This window comes from Streptomyces sp. NPDC048106, from assembly GCF_040706415.1.
GTDB lineage: Bacteria > Actinomycetota > Actinomycetes > Streptomycetales > Streptomycetaceae > Streptomyces.
The window spans coordinates 17,740-38,620 of record NZ_JBEZND010000030.1 but is presented as its reverse complement, the minus strand read 5'-3'; the positions used below and the strand labels follow the sequence as shown (position 1 = coordinate 38,620).

The 20,881-nt window shown below is 69.5% G+C and carries 12 protein-coding genes; 7 read left to right on the top strand and 5 right to left on the bottom strand.

Translation table 11 applies throughout. From position 1 onward, the window contains the following. Nucleotides 1-13: 13 nt before the first annotated feature. Together AB0927_RS27110 and AB0927_RS27105 are read right to left on the bottom strand one after the other, a co-directional pair. The gene (locus tag AB0927_RS27110) at nt 14-232 is read right to left on the bottom strand and encodes an MbtH family NRPS accessory protein (protein WP_366670333.1); all 219 of its coding nucleotides are present in this window, start codon (nt 230-232) and stop codon (nt 14-16) included. Further along, nucleotides 216-10,388, bottom strand: a complete 10,173-nt coding sequence (locus AB0927_RS27105) for an amino acid adenylation domain-containing protein (RefSeq protein ID WP_366670332.1) — start codon at nt 10,386-10,388, stop codon at nt 216-218. The genes AB0927_RS27110 and AB0927_RS27105 overlap by 17 nt, the downstream gene beginning before the upstream one ends. 501 nt (nt 10,389-10,889) lie before the next feature. Between AB0927_RS27105 and coaD the strand changes: the two genes are divergently transcribed. The 7 genes from coaD (at nt 10,890) to AB0927_RS27070 (ending at nt 17,864) form a co-directional block, all read left to right on the top strand. Then, a complete protein-coding gene (gene coaD, locus AB0927_RS27100; RefSeq protein ID WP_366670331.1) occupies nt 10,890-11,360 on the top strand; it encodes a pantetheine-phosphate adenylyltransferase in 471 nt (156 codons plus the stop codon). Between the two features lie 51 nt (nt 11,361-11,411). After that, nucleotides 11,412-12,338 carry an ornithine carbamoyltransferase gene (locus AB0927_RS27095; protein WP_366670330.1) on the top strand — a complete coding sequence of 309 codons (927 nt, stop codon included), beginning with the start codon at nt 11,412-11,414 and terminating at the stop codon, nt 12,336-12,338. Nucleotides 12,339-12,432: 94 nt separating this feature from the next. Then, nucleotides 12,433-12,555, top strand: a complete 123-nt coding sequence (locus AB0927_RS27090) for a hypothetical protein (protein WP_366670329.1) — start codon at nt 12,433-12,435, stop codon at nt 12,553-12,555. Between the two features lie 31 nt (nt 12,556-12,586). Further along, nucleotides 12,587-14,050 carry a lyase family protein gene (locus tag AB0927_RS27085; RefSeq protein WP_366670328.1) on the top strand — a complete coding sequence of 488 codons (1,464 nt, stop codon included), beginning with the start codon at nt 12,587-12,589 and terminating at the stop codon, nt 14,048-14,050. Continuing rightward, nucleotides 14,022-14,981 (top strand): kinase, encoded by a 960-nt coding sequence (locus tag AB0927_RS27080; protein ID WP_366670327.1) that lies wholly within the window; start codon nt 14,022-14,024, stop codon nt 14,979-14,981. The genes AB0927_RS27085 and AB0927_RS27080 overlap by 29 nt, the downstream gene beginning before the upstream one ends. 2 nt (nt 14,982-14,983) lie before the next feature. Continuing rightward, on the top strand, nt 14,984-17,281 hold the full coding sequence (locus AB0927_RS27075) for a pyridoxal-phosphate dependent enzyme (RefSeq protein WP_366670326.1): 2,298 nt from the start codon (nt 14,984-14,986) through the stop codon (nt 17,279-17,281). A gap of 82 nt (nt 17,282-17,363) precedes the next feature. Next, nucleotides 17,364-17,864 carry a metallophosphoesterase gene (locus tag AB0927_RS27070; protein WP_366670325.1) on the top strand — a complete coding sequence of 167 codons (501 nt, stop codon included), beginning with the start codon at nt 17,364-17,366 and terminating at the stop codon, nt 17,862-17,864. Nucleotides 17,865-18,103: 239 nt separating this feature from the next. On the opposite strand, the gene AB0927_RS27065 is transcribed toward AB0927_RS27070, so the two are convergent. The 3 genes from AB0927_RS27065 to AB0927_RS27055 are packed head-to-tail and all read right to left on the bottom strand — an operon-like array spanning nt 18,104 to nt 20,874. Then, nucleotides 18,104-18,766 (bottom strand): SRPBCC family protein, encoded by a 663-nt coding sequence (locus AB0927_RS27065; RefSeq protein ID WP_366670324.1) that lies wholly within the window; start codon nt 18,764-18,766, stop codon nt 18,104-18,106. 24 nt (nt 18,767-18,790) lie between these two features. After that, entirely contained in the window at nt 18,791-19,993 is a 1,203-nt protein-coding gene (locus tag AB0927_RS27060; protein WP_366670323.1) for a VWA domain-containing protein, read from the bottom strand. Nucleotides 19,994-19,998: 5 nt separating this feature from the next. Continuing rightward, the gene (locus tag AB0927_RS27055; protein WP_366670322.1) at nt 19,999-20,874 is read right to left on the bottom strand and encodes a MoxR family ATPase; all 876 of its coding nucleotides are present in this window, start codon (nt 20,872-20,874) and stop codon (nt 19,999-20,001) included. Between the last annotated feature and the right edge of the window lie 7 nt (nt 20,875-20,881).

Here is a 20,881-nt window from a genome sequence, read left to right as displayed (position 1 = left end):
ATTCGGCTTTTGGCTACCGGGCCGGGTTGTCCATGGCGTCGACCAGACTCTTGGGTCGCATGTCGGTCCACGTCTCTTCGATGAATTTCACGACCGACTGCCTGTCCGATGGACCGCGCGTCACGGTCCATCCTGCGGGAACCTCGATCGTGGTGGGCCACAGCGAGTACTGACCCTCTGAATTGACGAGAGCGTAGTATTCGATGTCGTCCCGCTCAAACGGATTCTTCATGCCCGTTTCCCTCCAGTTCACACACGCTGGCCACCAAAGTTTCGGCGATGATCGACAACGGCTCGGGAGACATCATTTCCCCGTGTGCGCAGTCGATTTCGTGTACGTGCACCTGTCCCGTGCAATACCGTGCCCACAGTGCCGCGGCGTCTGCTGAACCGCGCTCATTGTCGCCGGCGGCGGAATAGAAGTGCAGGTCCCCGGACAGGCGGCCGACCGAACGAGGAAGGCTGCCGACCCGAGCCGAGTTCACGGCTACCTCGAGAACTCTCTGCACCTGTTCCTTCGCCAAGGACCCCAGCGTGCTCATCTTTTCCTGCATGACCGCGACGGCCTGGTCCATGCTGGGGGATTCACCCACGCTCCCGGCCTCCGCCCCGAAGGCCTCCATGATTCCCTTGAGCACTACTTCAGGGCGGTCGGATTCCTCCCGCAGCGGAGCAGGATGCGGGGAGGAGTCGAACATGGCGAGAAACTCGACGGCATAGCCGCGGTTTTGCAGCTCTACCGCCATCGCATGGGCTGTGGTTCCACCGAGAGACCAGCCGACCAGGCGGTAAGGACCATCCTTCTGAATCTCCAGGATTTCGTCAACATAATTGCGGGCCATTTCCTCGATGGACTGCGGAAGCGGGCCGTCCTCGTTCAGCCCGCGGGCCTGGATTCCGTACAGCGGATAGTCCGGTCCGAAATGCCGCAGCAATCCGGAATAACACCAACTGGTGCCGCCGACCGGGTGCACGCAGAAGATCGGGCGGCGCCTTCCGGTGGAGCGGAGAGGGAGAACGGGGCTGAGTGCGTCACCCGAGGCCGGCAGGTGCAGTTGCCGGCTCAGGGCGGCCACCGTGGGAGCCTGGAAGAGCGTGCGCACGGAGATCTCGGTGTTCAGCAGCGCGCGGATGCGGCTGAGCAGACGAGTCGCGAGCAGTGAGTGGCCGCCCAGGTCGAAGAACCCGTCGTCGACGGACACCTCGTCAAGACCGAGGACCTCGGCGAACAGTGCGCACAGCACCTTCTCGTGTTCCGTGCGCGGAGCCCGCCCGTGCGCGGTGGAGTAGTCCGGCGCGGGCAACCGCCGGCGGTCGAGCTTCCTGTTCGCGGTCAGCGGCAGCGCCTCCAGGACCACCACCGCCGAGGGCACCATGTACTCCGGCAGCATCGCCGCGGCACGCTCGCGCACCCCGGCCGGATCCACCGCCGTGCCTGCGGCCGCGACCACGTACGCGACGATCCGCTTGTCGCCGGGGCGGTCCTCCCGCACCACCACGACCGACTGGCCGACCTCCGCGTCCTTCAGCAGCACCGACTCGATCTCACCCAGCTCGATGCGGAACCCGCGCACCTTCACCTGGTCGTCCACCCGCCCCAGGAACGCCAGATACCCCTGCGCGTGCCACCGCACCAGATCGCCGGTGCGGTACATCCGCGACCCCGCAGGACCGAAGGGATTCGCCACGAACCGGCCCGCGGTCAGCCCCGGCCGGTTCAGGTACCCACGAGCCAGCCCCGCTCCCGCGACGTACAACTCACCCGCGACTCCCACCGGAACCGGCCGCAACCTCTCGTCCAGCACGAACACCCGCGTGTTGCACACAGGGCGGCCGATGGGAATGTCGTCCACCTGCTCGCCCTCGGTGAGGCCCTCGAAAATCCAGGACGCCACGTCGACGGTCGCTTCCGTAGGGCCGTACGCGTTGACCATCCTCCGGCCCGGCGCCCAGCGCGCCACCAGCTCGGCCGACAACGCCTCGCTGCCCGTGATCAGCACCCTCAGGTCCGGCAGACGCATGTGGGGAAGGCTGCTCAGCACCGCGGGAGGGATATGGGCGTGCGTGACTTCGTTCTCGCGCATGAAGTCGCTGAGGGAGTCTCCGTACATCGTCGCCGGAGGAAGTACCAGCCGTGCCCCGGACAGCAGGGAGAGGCAGTATTCGGAAACGGTCACGTCGAAGCTGAGGGAGGCGAACTGGAGGACCCTGCTGTCCGGGTCGATGTCGTAGCGGTCGGCCTGGTTGGCGGCGAGGCTCGCGATCCCCTGGTGGGTGACGGTGACGCCCTTGGGGCGTCCGGTGGAGCCGGAGGTGTAGATGACGTAGGCGGGATGGGCCAGGGTCAGCGGTGCGCGACGGTCCCGGTCGCCGGGATCGGTGTCCGGCCGGGCGGTGAGGGCCGTCTCGACAGCGGGATCGTCCAGTGCCAGCACCTTGGTGCCGGCGGGCAAGCCGGGCGCCGTACCGGCGGTGGCGATCACACACACGGGGGCGGCGTCATCGAGCATGAACGAGATCCGCTCGGGCGGATACTCGGTGTCGATCGGCAGGTACGCCGCACCGGCCTTGAGCACGGCCAGCAGCGCCACGATCATCCGCGCCGACCGCGGCATCGCCAGCCCGACCACGTCCTCGGGGCCGATGCCGCGGCTGATCAGGTCGTGGGCGAGGCGGTTGGCCCAGGCGTTCAGTTCGGCGTAGGTCAGCTCGGTGTCCTCGTGGACCACCGCCACGCGGTCCGGTACCGCCGCCGCCCTGGCCTCGAAGAGTGCCGGCAACGTGGCCGCGGGGACGTCACGGCCGGTGTCGTTCCACTCCACCAGCATCCGCCGCCGCTCCCGCGGGGTGAGGATGTCGGCCTCGCCGATGCGGCTCTCGGGGTCGTGGGCGAGGACGGTGAGCATGCGGGTCAGCCACTGGCAGACGCTCTCCGCGGTGGCCTGGTCGAACAGTTCAGTGGCGTACTCCAGCGCGCCGGACAGTCCGCCACCCCTCGTCTCTCCCACGGTCAGAGCGAGATCGATCTTGGCGCCGGACTGGGCGATCGGCCACTCGTGGACGTCCAGATCGTGGAGGGAGCCGGCGTGCTCGTCGTTGTTCTGGAGAACGAGCGTGACCTGGAAAAGGGGGTGGTGGGACAGGCTCCGGGGCGGGTTGAGGATTTCGACGAGCCGTTCGAAGGGGAGGTCCTGGTGGGCGTAGGCGGCCAGGTCGGTCTCGCGGACCCGGTCCAGGAGCTCGGCGAAGGTGGGGTCCCCGGAGGTGTCCGTGCGCAGGACGAGGGTGTTGACGAAGAAGCCGACCAGGTCGTTGAGGACGTCGTCCCCGCGCCCGGCCACCGCTGATCCGATCGGTATGTCCGTGCCCGCGCCGAGGCGGGTCAGCAGCGCGGCGAACGCGGCCTGCAAGACCATGTACAGGGTGCAGCCGCGGGCCCTGGCCACCTCCATCAGCCGTGTGTGCAGTCCGGCGTCGAGGGTGAAGGGGACGGACGCACCGCCATATCCGGACACCGCCGGGCGGGGCCGGTCGGTGGGCAGCTCCAGCAGTTCCGGTGCCCCGGCCAGGGCTTGGCGCCAGAAAGCGGACTGCCGGTTCAGCACGCTGTCCGGGTCGCCCTCCTCGCCGAGCAGATCGCGCTGCCACAGCGCGTAATCGGCGTAGTGGACCGGGAGTTGCTCCCACACGGGCGCCTGGTCCTGGCAGCGGGCGGCATAGGCCGTCGACAGGTCTCGCATCAGCAGCCCGTTCGACCAGCCGTCACTGACCATGTGGTGCTTCAGGAGCAGCAGCACGGACTCGTCCTCGGCCAGGGTGAACAGCCACGCCCGCACCAACAGATCGGAGGCCAGGTCGAAGTGGTGGCCGGCCGCCGCCTCCAGGGCACGGGCCAGGCCCTGCTCGTCGGCGGCGATGACCTCAAACTCCGGTACGGCCTCGGCAGCGGGGAGCACCCGCTGGAAGGGTTCGCCGTCCTGCTCGGGAAACACGGTGCGCAGGGCCTCGTGCCGGTCCACCACATCGGACAGCGCCGCCCGCAGCGCGGGAACGTTCACCCGCCCCGAAAGACGCAGGGCCAACGGGGAGTTGTAGGAGGGCCCCTCCATCTGGGCCAGGAACCACAGCCTGCGCTGTGCGGCGGACAGCGGCAGCAGGGCGGGGCGAGGCCGTGATCCGAGTACCGGCCGGGTTCGGCCGGTGTGGAGGTTGTCGGTGATGCCGGCGATGGTGGGGGCCTGGAACAGGTTGCGGATGCCGAGTTCGGCGCCGAGTACGGCGCGGATGCGGCTGATCAGCCGGATGGCGAGGAGTGAGTGTCCGCCGAGGTCGAAGAAGTTGTCGTCGATTCCGACGTCGTCGACGCCGAGTACGTCGGCGAACAGGCCGCAGAGGATCTCTTCCTGGGGGGTGCGTGGTGCCCGGTAGGTGCCGTCGGCGCCGTACTCCGGCGCGGGCAGTGCTCGCCGGTCGACCTTTCCGTTCCGTGTCAACGGCAGCGCGTCGAGCACCACGAGGGCCGAGGGGACCATGTGTTCCGGCAGGCGCCGGGCCGTGAAGTCGCGCAGGTCGGCCGGGTCCGGCTGGTGATCCTTCTGTGGCGTCACGTAGGCGACCAGGCGTTTGTCACCCGGCCGGTCCTCGCGGACCAGCACGGCGACCTGGCCCACCTCCGGATGCGCTGCCAGCGCGGCTTCGACCTCGCCCAACTCGATGCGGAAACCCCGTACCTTCACCTGGTTGTCGGCACGGCCGACGCAGGCCAGCTGCCCGTCATGGTTCCACAGCCCCAGGTCGCCGGTGCGGTACATGCGCTCCCCGTCGCCCCAGGGGTTGGCGACGAACCGTTCGGCGGTCAGGCCGGCCCGGTTGAGATAGCCGCGGGCAAGGCCCGAACCCGCCACGTACAGCTCTCCCACCACGCCGGGTGGCACCGGCCGCAACGACTGATCCAGAACATAGACGCGCGTGTTCCAGAACGGACGACCGACCGGCAGCGCGCCCGGATCGAGGGACTGCCCCGGGGCGATGCGGAACTCGGTGCTGTTCACCGTGGTCTCGGTGGCACCGTAGGCGTTGATCACGGTGAGGCCCGGATGCGTCGCGCGCATCCTCCGCAGTGCGTGGCCGGTCAGCGGTTCCCCACCGAGGACCAGGGTTCCGGAGGGGGAGACGTCCTCCGGGAGGTTCTCGAGTATCGCGAGGTGGGACGGTGTGACCTTCATGAACGAAGGCCGGCCGGCCGTCCCGGCGTGTTCGTCCAGTTCGGCCAGGATCACCCGCCCTCCGCTCACCAGGGGTGTGTAGAGCGCCGTGACCGTCAGGTCGAACGCGATGGACGAGTTCACCAACGCGGTACCGGCGGCGTCGGGGTACACCTCTCGCGCGCGGAGCAGATAGGCACCCAGAGCGGCGTGTTCGATCACCACGCCCTTGGGCTTTCCGGTGGAGCCGGAGGTGTAGATGACGTATGCCGGGTCGGCTGGTGAGGTGGGTGTCCCCGGGTTGGTCGCCGGGTAGGCGGTCAGGTCCGGCAGCTCGTGGAGGGTGAGTACCGGGCGCGCATCGTCGATCACGTCGTTGATGCGGTCCTGCGGGTGGTCGAGCTCGATGGGCAGGTAGGCACCGCCGGCCTTCAGCACCGCGAGAACCGCGACGACGAGGTCGACGGAGCGCGGGAGCGCCAGGGCCACGAGGGCTTCCGCGCGCACTCCGTGGCCGATGAGGTGGTGCGCCAGGCGGTTGGCGCGGGTGTCGAGCTCCTCGTAGGAGATCTCGGTGCCTTCGCAGACCACGGCGGTGGCCGTGGGGGTGCGGCGCACCTGGGCCTCGAACAGTTCGTGGGCGTACTGCCGTGGAATCTCGACCGCGGTGTCGTTCCACTCGACCAGGATCCTGTGCCGTTCCTCGTCGGAGAGCACGTCGAGGTGGCCGGGAACCTGGTTCGGATCGGCGGTCACGGCGTCCAGCAGGCGGACCAGCCGGCCGGCCATCGCCTCGATCGTGGCCTGGTCGAACAGGTCCGTGGCGTAGCTGAAGACCGCGCTGAGCCCGGCGGGGGCACCGGAGGCGTCGTGGGTCTCGGCGAAGGCGGCGGTGAGGTCGAACTTCTCGGCGCTGTAGGTGGGAGGTTCCGCGGTCACCTCCAGGCCGGGTAGTTCGAGGGTGGCCTCGTCGTTGTTCTGCACCACCAGCATGATCTGGAACAGCGGGTGGTGGGCGGTGGACCTGGCCGGGTTGAGGACCTCAACCAGTTGTTCGAAGGGGACGTCCTGGTGGGCGAACGCGGCCAGGTCCGTCTCGCGGACCCGGTCCAGGAGTTCGGCGAAGGTCGGGTCGCCCGAGGTGTCGGTGCGCAGCACCAGGGTGTTGACGAAGAATCCCACCAGGTCGTCGAGGGCTACATCGGTGCGGCCGGCGATCGAGGTTCCGATCGGAACATCCGTGCCCGCACCCAGCTTGCTCAGCAGCGCGGCCAACCCGGCCTGCAGCACCATGAACAGCGTGACGTGATGGGTCGCGGCCAGCTCTTTCAGTTTCGCGTGGAGTGCCGGCTCGACCCTCCATTCCACGCGACCGCCCCGGTAGCCGGCCTCGGCCGGTCGCGGCCGGTCGAAACGCAGCTCCAGCTGGTCCGGCACTCCCGCCAGCGCGTCGGCCCAGTAGTTCACCTGCTCGGCGAGCCGACTGCCCGGATCCTCGGCGGAACCCAGCAGTTCCTGCTGCCACAAGGTGTAGTCGGCGTACTGCACCGGCAGCGCAGACCACTGCGGCTCACCACCTGCGCACCGGGCCTCGTAGGCGGTCGCCAGGTCACGCATCAGCGGAGCCAAGGACCAGCCGTCGGTGGCGATGTGGTGGACCACCAGTACGAGTACGTGCTCCCGCGCGCCGACACCGAACAAGAACGCGCGGATCGGCAGCTCGGCCGACAGATCGAAAACGCAGTGCTCGGCCTGTTTCACCGCCGCGGCCAACGCGTCCTCGTCGGCACAGTCCCGCACGTGCAACACGGGGACGGCCCGCTCACCGAGGACCACCTGCTGGAAGGGTTCGCCGTCCTGCTGGGGAAACACGGTGCGCAGGGCCTCGTGCCGGTCCACCACATCGGACAGCGCCGCCCGCAGCGCGGCTGTGTCCACCGCGCCCCGCAACCGCAGGCTCAGCGGCGCGTTGTACGTCGCGCTCGGTCCCTCCATCTGGGCCAGGAACCACAGCCTGCGCTGTGCGGCGGACAGGGGCAGCAGGGCGGGGCGAGGGCGTGATCCGAGTACCGGCCGGGTTCGGCCGGTGTGGAGGTTGTCGGTGATGCCGGCGATGGTGGGGGCCTGGAACAGGTTGCGGATGCCGAGTTCGGCGCCGAGTACGGCGCGGATGCGGCTGATCAGCCGGATGGCGAGGAGTGAGTGTCCGCCGAGGTCGAAGAAGTTGTCGTCGATTCCGACGTCGTCGACGCCGAGTACGTCGGCGAACAGGCCGCAGAGGATCTCTTCCTGGGGGGTGCGCGGGGCCCGGTAGGTGCCGTCGGCGCCGTACTCCGGCGCGGGCAGTGCTCGCCGGTCGACCTTTCCGTTCCGTGTCAACGGGAGCGCGTCGAGCACCACGAGTGCCGAGGGGACCATGTGTTCCGGCAGGCGCCGGGCCGTGAAGTCGCGCAGGTCGGCCGGGTCCGGCTGGTGATCCTTCTGCGGGGTCACGTAGGCGACGAGACGCCTGTCACCCGGCCGGTCCTCGCGGACCAGCACGGCGACCTGGCCCACCTCCGGATGCGCTGCCAGCGCGGCTTCGACCTCGCCCGGCTCGATGCGGAAACCCCGTACCTTCACCTGGTCATCGGCACGACCCGCGAACACCAGCTGCCCGTCACGGTTCCACCGGACCAGGTCACCGGTGCGGTACATGCGCTCCCCGTCGGCCCAGGGGTTGGCGACGAACCGTTCGGCGGTCAGGCCGGGCCGGTTGAGGTAGCCGCGGGCAAGGCCCGAGCCGGCCACGTACAGCTCTCCCACCACGCCCACCGGCACCGGTAGCAGGTGTTCGTTCAGCACGAACACCTGCTTGTTCACCAACGGCCGCCCCACCGGAACGACCCCGCGCTCGACATCACGACTCGTGGCCAGGTGGGTCGTGGAGAGTCCCATGTTCTCGACGGGGCCGTAGCCGTTGAGAACCTGAAGTCCCGCGGATTCCCGCAGGGCAGCGGCCACATGTGCCACCGACGCCGCTTCGCCGGCCGTCATGATGTAACTGATCTTGTGGAGGACTTCTGGCTGATGTTCGACCAGAAGGTTGAAGAGACTGGCCGACACCTGCAAGGCGGTCACGCCATGCCTGTTGATCGCGTGGACGATGCCGGGGACGTCCAACTTCGGTTCCGGGTAGAGCACGACCGTGGCACCGGCGAGCAGCGGCCCGAGCAGCTCTACGGCGAAACCGTCCCACGACACCGGCGAGGTCTGCAGCCACACCTGATCAGGCCCGTAGTCCACATAGTCCTGACCGATGAACGTCCCCACCAAAGCCCGGTGGGGAGTGAGCACTCCCTTGGGCCGGCCTGTCGAGCCCGACGTGAACATCACACACGCCGCGGACTCCGGATCCCCGGCCACCGCGGGGTCGGAGTCCGCCTGCTGCCTGATCCGCTCCGCCGCGGAGTCCACCCGCACAAAGCTCACACCCGGCCAGGAATCCCGACCGGCCACTGCCGAATCGGCGACCACCACACGGGCGCCGGCATCCTCGACCACCGAAAGCAGCCGGTCGACGGGGAAGCCGATGTCCAGCATCGTGTAGGCGCCACCGGCCTTGAGCACGGCCAGCACCGCGACCACCATCTCCACCCCGCGATTCAGGTGGACGCCGACCACGTCGTCGGCGCGCACTCCTTGGTCGATGAGGTGGTGCGCCAGGCGGTTGGCGCGGGTGTCGAGTTCCTCGTAGGAGATCTCGGTGTCTTCGAAGACCACGGCGGTGGCCGTGGGGGAGCGGCGCACCTGGGCTTCGAACAGTTCGTGGACGCGCTGCCGTGGTACCTCGACCGTGGCGTCGTTCCACTCGACGAGGGTCGTGTGCCGTTCGTGGTCGGAAAGCAGGTCGATCCCGGCGATCCGGGACTGCGGCTCGGCCACCACCAACCGCAGGACACGTGCCAGGTGGTCCGCGAGTGAGTCCGCGGTGGTCTGATCGAAGATGTCGGTCGCGTACTCGATCTGGCCGTTGATCCCCGCGGGCGCGCCGGTGGCGTCGAACACCTCGGTGAAGCTGACCACGAGGTCGAACTTCGCGACCTCTGTGCGGATCTGTTCCCGGGAGACGACCAGATCAGCGGACTGCGGCCAGTCGATGGTGTCGGACTGCAGCACCAGCATCACCTGGAACAACGGCTGCCGGGCCGCCGACCGGTGCGGAGCCAGATCCTCCACCACCAGGTCGAACGGGACATCCTGATTGCGGTAGGCGCCCAGATCCGTCTCACGGACCCGGCGCAGCAACTCCGCGAAGGACGGATCCCCCGACAGATCGGTCCGCAGCACCAGCGTGTTCACGAAGAACCCGACCAGGTCCTCCAGCGCCTCATCGGTACGCCCCGCCACCGCGGTGCCGACCACGATGTCGTCGCCCGCGCCATGCCGCTGCAACCAGACCGCCAGCCCGGCCTGCAGCACCATGAACAGGCTGGCGCCCTGCGCTTGGCCCAGCCGCGTCAACGCCCGGTGCAGCTCGGCGTCGAGGGTGAAGGAGGCCAGCCCGCCGTGGTGCGTCGGATCGGCCGGGTGGGGCCTGTCGACCGGCAACGTCAACTCCGGTGGCGCCCCCGCCAGCGTCCGGCGCCAGTACGCCAGTTGTTCCGGCCCGACCTGCGCCACCAACTCCTCGTGCCACGCCGTGTAATCGCTGTACTGCACCGGCAACGGCACCCACTCCGGCGCCGTCCGCCGGCGTCGCGCCTGGTACGCCTGCCCCAGGTCCCGCGTCAGCGGCGCCAACGACCAGCCGTCACAGGCGATGTGATGCAGCAGCAGGACCAGCACATGCTCCTGGGGCGCCAGCCGGAACAGCCACGCCCGCGTCGGAATGTCGCGCGCCAGATCAAAAGGAAGCGCCGCCACCTCGCTCATCAGCCGCGGCAGCTCATCAGCGGTCACGTCGCTCAGCCGCAGCTCGACTTGCGCCTGGTCCGGCCGCAACACCTCCTGCCGCGGCACCCCGTCCCGCTCCGGGAAGACACATCGCAGCGCCTCGTGCCGCTCCACCACGTCATTCAGCGCCGCCCGCAAAGCCGGCAGGTCCAGGTCCCCGACAAGACGCAACCCGAACGGCACGTTGTACGTCGCCCCAGGCCCCTCCAACTGGCCGAGAAACCACAGCCGCCGCTGAGCGAAGGACAACGGGAACACAACAACCCCCCAGATGATCGGCCCAGTCACGGCCGCACCCGGCGTGCTCACGCACACCGTTGCGCCAGTGTCGGTCCCGAGTGAAGTCAGACGAATCGCGGTGCGTCGTGATCGGAGGCCGGCGCCTTGTCCAGGCAGAAAGGGACAGCGCCCGTCGAGAACGCCGCAGAATGCTGCATACCGCCGAAGCGTTCCCCGGCCGTGCTTCGATCAGGCCGTCGCCGACGAGGTTCTTTGAATAGTCCGGTATCGCGGTAATCCGCCGCGCACGTGAAGAACTGTGTGCCCACAGTAAAACTTTCGACCGCAAGCAGCAGCCGCCCCCATGACGCCCCCCGTGTTCCTCTCAGAACATAAGCCAAAGCAAGCGGGATCTTCCTATATCGAGATCGACAGCGACCGCAAGTAGGTATCCCGTATGACGTGGGTCACTCTTGATCACGGCGGGCTTCACGGTCCATAGTGGCGCCGCCTTTGATACGGTCCGACACCATGAAACGTGTGGTCTACCCGGGCTCTTTCGATCCAGTCACAAATGGACATATCGACATAATCGGACGTGCCGCCGCCGTGTACGACCACGTGGTGGTGAGCGTGCTGGTCAACATCAACAAGAAGTGCCGGTTTACCTCGGAAGAACGTTTGGACATGCTCCGTGAAGTGACCGCGGACATGGACAACGTGAGCGTGGACTCATTTGACGGACTGCTCGTGGACTACTGCAAAAGGGAGAACTTCGCGCTGGTCGTCAGGGGGCTGCGCACGATCAACGACTTCCAGGGCGAAATGCAGATGGCGCAGATGAATTACAGTCTCGCCAAGGTAGAAACCGCGTTCTTCATGATGAACCAGAAATACAGCGTCTCATCCAGTCTGGTCAGGGAAATCCTCGAACTGGGCGGCGATGTGTCTCATCTGATACCGCCGGCGTTGCTGGGCAGAATGAAGCGCAACGTCACCTGAGACAGGGTGGACGTGTAGCACGACATTTCTCTAGGGGGACGAAACACCGTCATGCGCAATCTGATCTCTCTGTCTGATCTCACCCCGGACGACCTGGCGCGCATCGTCGGACGCGCTGTGCGATTCGGTCGCGATGGTGTCCGGGAGCGGACTCTCGCCGGGCGCGCGGTCGGCATCTACTTCAGCAAGTCGTCGACCCGTACCCGGACGTCCTTCTGGTCGGCGGCGACCCGCCTCGGCGCGGACACCATCACCTACGGCCCGAACGACCTCCAACTCGTCACCGGGGAGACCCTTGAGGACACGTCGAGGGTGCTCGGCCAGTACTTGGACGCCCTGGTCGTCCGTACCAACGGGCCGGCCGAGGAGATGCGCAGACTCGGTTCGAGCAGCCGTCTCGCCGTCGTCAACGCGCTCAGCATCGAGGAGCACCCCACCCAGGCCATCGCCGACCTCGCCACCCTCACCGAGGAATTCGGCAGCCTGGACGGGCGACATGTCCTGTGTGTCGGCGAAGGGAACAGCTCCGGCGCCGCCCTCGCGCTCGCCGCCGCTCTCACCCCGGGGTTGCGGCTCACATTGCTGTGCCCTGCCGGATACGAGGTGCCGGACGAGGTTCTCGCCACCGTCGACCGTCTTTCCGGCGGACGCGCCCAGGTCGAACAGATCACCAGCCCGGCGGAAGTGAAGGGGCCTGTCGACGCCGTCTACACCAGCCGCTGGCAGACCATGGGGGTGGCCAAAGAGGACGCGAACTGGCTCACCGCATTCGAGGGGTTCAGCATCGACGGTGAATTCCTGGACCGGGTCGGCGCACGGCACACCGTCTTCCTTCACGACCTGCCCGCCGTGCGCGGCCAGGAAGTCACCGACGACGTCCTCGACGGAGCGCAGAGCCGGGCGTGGCGCCAGGCGTATCACAAGATGACCGCGGCCATGGCCGTACTGGAATGGTGCATGACGAGCGAAGTTCGCTGAATCCGCTCGAATCACCATCAAGGAGTGAGCAGGGGGCCGGTGCCGACGAGGACGACCAGTGCGGCCCCGGGCGCTGTGCAGGCAAGGGGGGAAATTGAACGCGGACGTACCCGAGATCGAGATCGCCGACATGGCGTCGAGGGACTCGGCCATCGGCCGGCTCCTCGCGATCACGGCCATCGAGATCGAAACAGGAATGGACCGCGATGCCTGTTGAAAAAGCACGGCCGACCCCACTGAGTGGGCGAGTGAGCGCCGGGCCGAGCCATCTGCTGCGAACAGAGGTGCTGGATCCGCAGTTCGACGCAGAGGTGCACAATCTGCTGCCGCACTACGTGGCGATCGAGAAAGCCTTGGTCTCGGAGTACGTCCGCATGGGACTTCTCACCGAGGGAAGTGCTCACGAGATCAACACGCTCCTGGACTCGGTCGATCGCGAATCGATGACCGAGCGGAGCGCGGCCAGCATGAGCGACATGGCCTTCACCCTGGAACGGCAGGTCGAGGACGGCCTCAGCGCGCCGGTTCCGGCCTGGCACGTCGACCGCAGCCGCAACGACTACCAGGCGTGCGCGCAGTTGCTCTTCGGGCGTTCCCGACTGCTCGACGCCGCCGCCACGCTGCTGGAGTTCGGCCGTGCCGCGCACCGGCTCGCCGGGCGTCACACCGAACACCCGATGCCCGGCTACACGCATCTGCAAGCAGCACAGATCATCTCTCCCGGCTTCTACCTCGCCGCCTTGTCCGAACAGGCGCAACACGCGTCGCGCCGACTCCTGTTCACCTATGACAGCATCGACGCATGCCCTCTGGGAGCGGGGGCGATGTCAGGCCAGACGTTGCCGTGGGACCGCCAGCGCCTCGCACGATCACTGGGGTTCCAGCGGGTGCAGCCGCTCGCGCTGACCTCCGTCGCGTATCGGGGCTGGACCGTCGAGATCACCGGCGAGTTCGAGATCCTCGGCGTGCAGTTGAGCCGGTTCGTCACCGACCTGATGGCGTGGGGCAGCAGTGCCTACGGGTTCCTGGATCTGCCGGACGAGCTGTCCGGAATCTCCTCCGCCATGCCGCAGAAGAAGAACTTCCCCGTTCTGGAGCGTATTCGGGGACGCCTGGCGCATCTGTCCTCGACACACCTCGACACGGTGCTCGGACAGCGCAACACCGCGTTCTCCAACTCCGTCGAGGTCTCCAAGGAGGCCGGTACGGAACTGCCGCGAGCCTACGACGCGTTCGAAAGCGCACTGCGGCTCTTCACGGTGGTGCTGGACAACGCGCGATTCGACGTCGACCGGATGGCTCGCGCGTGTGAGAAGGAGTTCCTGGGCGGCTTCGCGCTGGCGAACCGCCTCACCCTCGACGAGGGGGTGCCGTGGCGGCTCGCGCAGGTGATCGCGGGTCGGTACATCGTGATGGCCATGGACGCGGGCCTCACGCCGGCGCAGGTGGATCCTGATCTGCTGACCAGAGCCGCGGCGGAGAGCGGACGCGGTCTGACCGACCCGCACGCACTGCTCCATGGCGTCTTCGACGTGGCGGGAGCTCTGTGGTCGATGAACTCGGCGGGATCGACCCATCCGCAGGCCGTCGCCGAGGTGCTCGCGGATCAAGAGCGGGAACTCGAACGACTCGCGCGGGAGTGGGGTCGTCGGAGGGCGCGAAGCCAAGGGGGAGGCAACGGAGTTGTCCAGTTCGGACACGAGGGGGATTGAGCGGTCCGCCGGTGTGGCCCAGGGCACCGGCCGGTCGTTCGGCACATTCGGGGAGCTGCTGCAAGGCACGGTCCACTCGGGACAGCACTTCATGGTGACCTGCCCTGTGGCGGCGTGGAGCACCGCGACCTTCCGGCACGCGCCCGACGCCACGAGTGTCGACGTGCACCCCGCCCACAAGTGGAAGGCCGCCCGCCTCGCGATGTCGGCGCTGCGTCTCGCGGGCGTGGGCGGCGGCGGTCACCTGACTCTCCACAGTGAGCTGCCGGAGGGGAAGGGGCTGGCCAGCTCGTCGGCGGACCTGGTCGCCACGGCCCGCGCCGTCGCGGCCGCGGTCGGAACGCGTTTCCGCGCCGAGGACATCGAGTCGCTGATGCGGGAGATCGAACCGTCCGACGGAGTGATGTACGACGAGATCGTCGACTTCGACCACCGCAACGTGCGCGTGCGGGAAAGACTGGGCGCCCTGCCGTCCATGATCATCGTCGCGCACGACGAAGGCGGCCAGGTCGACACGGTGCGCTACAACGGGGCCGCGAGAGCCCACACCGACGAGGAACGCCGCGAGTACGCCCGCCTGCGGACAGCACTCGGTACCGCGGTACGTGCCGGTGATCTGGCGGAGGTCGGGCGAGTCGCCACCCGCAGCGCCGAGCTCAACGCCCGCCAGAACCCACGCCGCTTCCTGGCCCAACTGCGGCGACTTTGTGGGGAGATCGGCGCACTGGGCGTGGTGTGCGCACACAGCGGGACGGTGCTCGGCATCCTGATCGACCACGCCGACCCCGCCGCGGCGGCCAAGACCGAAGCGGCCCTGGCCGGCTGTGCCGCACTGCCGGGCACGACCGCCGTCTACCGATCGCTCGGGCATGAGGACGACGACTGGAGTCGCCTGGGTGCTCTCCAGCCGACCCATCACCGGAGGATGTGACGATGCTCTTTCAGTCCGCTCGCGACATGATCGGGCACACCCCGCTCGTGCGCCTCGCGCTCGACGTACCCGAGGGCACCGAGGTGTACGCGAAGCTGGAACTCGCCAACCCGTTCGCCATGAAGGACCGGGTGGCCAAGAGCATGGTGGAGGAGGCACGCCGCATCGGAGCGCTCAAGCCGGGGGCGCCCATCGTGGAAAGCTCGTCCGGGACGCTGGCCCTCGGTGTGGCCTTGGTGGGGCGGACCCTGGGACATCCGGTCCACATCGTGACCGACCCCAGGATCGACCCCATCACCCTGACGAAACTGCGCTGCCTGGACGCGCACGTCCACATGGTGCGGTCGATGACCGGACAGGGCTGGCAGTCCGCCAGGCTGGAGCGTCTCGCGGAGTTGATGCGGGACCTGCCGGGGGCGTTCTGGCCGCGTCAGTACACCAATCCCGACAACCCGCGCGCCTATCGGCCGCTTGCGGAGGAACTGATCGACGACCTCGGGACGGTCGACGTCCTGGTGGGCGCGGTCGGTTCAGGCGGCTCCCTGTGCGGTTCGACCCGCGAGTTGCGCAAGACCTTCCCGAGCCTGCGATCCATCGGCGTGGACTGCGTCGGCAGCGCGCTGTTCGACCAGCCGGACCGTCCCGGCCGGCTCCAGAGCGGCCTGGGCAACAGCCTGTCACCGAACAACCTGGACCGCGACGTCATCGACGAGGTGCACTGGCTCAACGATCACGAGGCGTTCGCCGCGACCAGGGCCCTGGTGCGGGAGCAGGGCATCTTCGCGGGCAACACGTCCGGCTCGGTGTATCGCGTGCTCACCGAGGTCGCCGCGCGAGCGACGCCGGGCAGCCGGATCGTCGGGATCTTCCCCGACCGGGGCGACCGCTACATCGACACCGTCTACAGCGACGAGTACTGGGACGAACACCGTGTCACCGACCTCCCCCTGGCCGCCGAGCCCGAGCTGGTCGAATACGGCACCGCGGTGACCCAGTGGTCGTATGCCGCTCTTCCGCGGACCGGCAAGGCGGCCAAATTCCTGCTCTTCATCGAGTCCAACACGACCGGCACGGGAATGGAGGCGCTGCGCACCGCGCGCGAACTGGGCCTGCGTCCGGTGCTGATCACCGGTAAGCCCGAGCGGTACACCGGCCTCGATGAGACCGGAAGCGAGATCGTCGTCTGCGACACGAACTCGCCCGCGGAGCTGCGCACCGTGATCCAGGAACGCTTCCCCCGCCAGGACATCGCCGGACTGACCACCACGAGCGACTTCTACGTGCCCACCACCGCCGAGTTGACCGAGTGGCTCGACCTGCCCGGCAACTCGCCCGACGCGGTCGCCGCCTGCCGGAACAAGGACGTGACCCGTGGTGTCCTCTGGGCGGCGGGAATCGGTCAGCCCCACTACGCCGTGGTCACGGACGTCGACGAAATCGCCAAGGCCGTCGCCGAGATCGGCCTGCCCTGCGTGGTCAAGCCGTCCGACGACTCGGGCTCGAACAACGTCAGGCTCTGCGACGACGTGGACGAGGCCAGGGAAACGGCCGCGCGCATTCTCGCGGTGCGCACGAACGTCCGAGGCCAACCGACCGCCCGCACCGTCTTGGTGGAGGAGTTCGTCCAGGGCGACGAGTACAGCGTGGAGACCTTCACCCACGACGGCGTCACCACCTGCGTCGGTGTGACCGCCAAGTCCGTCACGGCCGGACCGTACTTCGTCGAGACCGGTCACGTCTTCCCCGCGCCGCTGCCCGCCGGTGACGCGAGCGAGTTGGCCGAGACCGTGATCGCCGCGGTCAAGGCGGTGGGCTGGCGTTCGGGCGCCGTCCACACCGAAGTCAAGCTCACCGCGTCCGGTCCACGCGTGCTGGAGATGAACCCCCGGCTGGCAGGTGGCATGATCCCGGAGCTGATACGGCAGGCGATCGGCTCCGATCTGCTGGAGCAGCAACTGCGCGCCGCGACGGGCCTGCCGGTGGACCTCACGGCCACCCGCCGTGGGCACGCCGCGATCCGGTTCCTGCTGGCGGACCGCGCGGGCGTGCTGAGCGGCGTGGAGGGCGTCGAGGCGGCGTCGGCCACGCCCGGCGTCACCCGAGTCACCGTGACGGCACGCCCGGGTACCCCCGTGAGACGGGCCGAGAACGCCTACGGGCGCATCGGTTACATCATCGCCGCCGGCGACACCCCCGCGATGGTCACCCGGACGCTCGACGCCGCGCTGGACCATATGCGCGTCTGCGTCGACGACGAGTCGCTCCACGGCGAGAGCCACGGTGATCGAACCGTGCGGTGACCCCTTGACTCCGCTCGCGCGCGGTGCACCTGGTAGGCCGTAAACCGGGAGCGGGCGCGACCGGGTCGGTTAGGCTGAAGTCGTGCGCCTTCTGCTCATGTCCGACACCCATCTCCCCAAGCGTGCCAAGCGGCTCCCGGAGGAGCTGCTGGCCGAACTGCCGCGCGCGGACGTGGTGTTGCACGCCGGGGACTGGGTGGACACCGCCACCCTCGATCTGCTGGAGAGCCGTGGTCGCCGGCTGGTCGGGGTGTACGGCAACAACGACGGCCCGGAGCTGCGGGCCCGCCTGCCCGAGGTGGCGTACGCCGAACTCGGCGGCCTGCGCTTCGGCGTCGTGCACGAGACCGGGCCCGCGCAGGGCCGCGAGGCCCGTTGTGCCGCGCGCTTCCCCGACCTCGACGTCCTGGTCTTCGGGCACAGCCACATCCCCTGGGACAGCACCGCCCCCGGCGGGTTGCGGCTGCTCAACCCGGGGTCGCCGACCGACCGCCGCGGCCAGCCCCACTGCACCTACCTGACGGCGGAGGCCCACGACGGGACGCTCACCGAGGTGACCCTGCACCGGCTGCCGCAGCGATAGGGCCTTTCTTTCGGATCTTGTCGGCGGCCGCTCAGGCATCCCCGACGTCGTCTCCGCGGGCCGCATGGCCGAGCGGGTGAGGCGCGCCGGGTCGCGGTGACAGCGAGGCCGGCGCCGCGCGCCCCGGGCAGCAGCCAGACACGCCGACGGCTGGCACGACCAGCATCTGCACGCGACGGTGGCCGGAGACCCCGAGCAGCGGGCGGCGAGGCGGCGCTCCCGCCGGTCACCCGACCGGCTCACCTGCGCCGCCCGCGCCTCCGCCCCCGTCGCCGCAGGCGCAGGACCACCACGGCCAGCGCGGCGAGGGCGGCCACCACCGGGGCCGCGCGTTTGGCCACCGGGAAACCGGCGGTGCGCAGGAGGTCCAGCGGCGGTGGTTCCTGCTCGGCGCGGGGCACCGGGCGCCCGGCCTCGCCTTCCCCGCCCGCGGCGGCGTCCTCGGCGGCCGCCTGCGGGCGTTCGGCCAGCCGGGAGGCCAGGCAGTCGGCGAACTGCCCCACCAGCCGGTCGCCCACCTCGGCCAGCACCCCGCGCCCGAACTGCGCGGGCCGCCCCGTCACCGTGAGGTCGGTGCGCACCGACACCGCCGTTTCGCCGTCCCGCTCGCTCAGCGTGCCGGTGACCCGCGCCCTGGCCGTGCCCTGCCCGCGCGTCTCCCGGCCGTTCGCCATCAGCACCATCCGGTGCGCCACCGCGTCCTGCTCCTCGAACACCGCCGTACCGCGGTATGTCACGGTGACCGGGCCGACCTTGACCTTCACCGAGCCGGTCACCGTCTTGCCGTCGTACTCCTCCACCACCGCGCCCGGCAGACACGGCGCGACCCGCTCGATGTCGAGCAGCGCGGGCCAGGCCTGACCGACCGGGACAGGGACGGTGAACTCGTGGTGCAGCTCCATGACATGCTCCTCGGGAGTAGGGAATCAACGCGAGGCCCCCATCCCCGGCACCGCACCGCTCCGCGCCCCGCGTACCACCGCCGCGAGCCGTTCCAGCGCCGCCAGGCTGTGCCCCTCGACGAACTCGTCCACGCTCGGCAGCGCCGCCGCCATCCCCGCGGCCGTCGGCGCGTAACCCGGGCGCGCCTTACGGGGGTTGGCCCAGACGACCCGGTGCGCCAGCGCGTGCAGCCGGCGCATCTGGGCGCCCAGCAGCGCGGGGTCGTCGCGCTCCCAGCCGTCGGAGAGCAGCACGACGACCGCGCCGCGGGCCATGCCACGCTGCCCCCAGCGGTTCAGGAACTCGCGCAACAGCTCGCCCAGCCGGGTGCCGCCCCGCCAGTCGGGCACCGCCGCGGCGACCGCCGCCATCGCCAGGTCCGGATCGCGATGGGACAGCTCCCGCGTCACCCGGGTGAGGCGAGTGCCGATCGTGAAGACCTCTGTACGGCCGCCCCGCGCGGCCGCGTGGGCGAAGCGCAGCAGCGCGTCCGCGTACGGTGCCATCGAACCGCTGACGTCCACCAGCAGCACCACCCGGCGCGGCCGGTCGACGCGGGCGTGCCGGCGCAGCCGGGCCGGTTCGCCGCCGCGCCGCAGCAGTTCGCGCACGGTACGCCGCGGATCCACCTCCCCGCGCCGCGCGGGCCGCCGCCGAGCTGACCGCCGGGCCTCGCCGCGCAGCGCGAACGCGGCCAGCAATCGGTGGAGTTGGGCGCGTTCGCCGGCGTCCAGCGCGGCGACGTCGCGGTGCCGCAGCACCTCGGTCGAGCTGGCGAGCGCCGCGGCGGGCGGGCCCAGCGGATCGCGCTCGCCGGCGGTACGGCCGTCGGCGGCCGCGTCCCGCGCGCGCAGCCGTGGCCGGGGCGGGGGAGGCGTGCGCACCGCCGGCCGCGCCGGGGCACCCCCGGTGGCACCGAAGTAGGCGGCGAACACCCTCTCGTACCGCTCCAGATCGTCCGGCCCGCCGCAGAGGGTCGCCCGCCCCGCCGCGTGCACATCCGCCCGCACCCCGGGCCGCAGCACGGACACGGCCCGCAGGAAGGCGTACATCCGCTCGGCGCTCGCGTCGACCCCCGCCGCACGCAACGCCCGTACGAAGCCGAGCAGTACGGCGTCGGCCCCGGCGGGTCCCGGGGCTGGAACCCTGGCCCGTGTCTCCCCGAGCCCGTCGCCGGTCGCACCCATGCCGCTCACACTCCCCGCGCAGCCAGTACCGCGGCCAGATCGAGCCCCCTGGCCCGGTCCGTGTCCTCCCGGTACTTCAGGACCGAACCCAGGGTGGAGACGGCGAGTTCCGCGTCGACCTCCGTGGCGCCCAGGGCGTCCAGCGCCTCGGCCCAGTCGATGGTCTCCGCGACGCCCGGCGGTTTCACCAGGTCCGCGCCGCGCAACGCCTGCACGAGGGCCGTGACCTGTTCGGCCAGGCGCGCCGACACACCCGGCAACCGGCGGCGCACGATGGCGAGTTCACGGGTGAAGCCGGGATGGTCGAACCAGTGGTACAGGCAACGGCGCTTCAGCGCGTCGTGCACTTCCCGGGTCCGGTTGGAGGTGAGGACGACCACCGGCGGCACCTCGGCCCGCAGCGTGCCCAGCTCCGGGATCGTCACCGCGTACTCGGAAAGGAGTTCGAGCAGGAACGCCTCGAACTCGTCGTCGGCCCGGTCGATCTCGTCCACCAGCAGCACCGACGGCTGGGTCACCAGCGCCTGGAGCAGCGGCCGGGCGACGAGGAACCGCCGGTCGTACAGCTCGCCTTCCAGCCGGTCCGCGTCCTTGACGCCGGCCGCCTCCGCCGCCCGCAGATGCAGCAGCTGCCGCGGGAAGTCCCAGTCGTACAGGGCCTGCGAGGCGTCGATGCCCTCGTGGCACTGCAACCGGATCAGCGGCGCGTCCAGCGCCTCGGCGAGGGCGGAGGCAAGCGCGGTCTTGCCGACGCCCGCGTCGCCCTCGCAGAACAGCGGCCGGTGCAGCCTCAGCGCCAGGTAGCAGGTGACGGCCAGCCCTTCGTCGACGAGATACCCCGTCTCCTCCAGCCGGGCCCGCACCTCTTCCGGGCCGTCCATCCGGGTG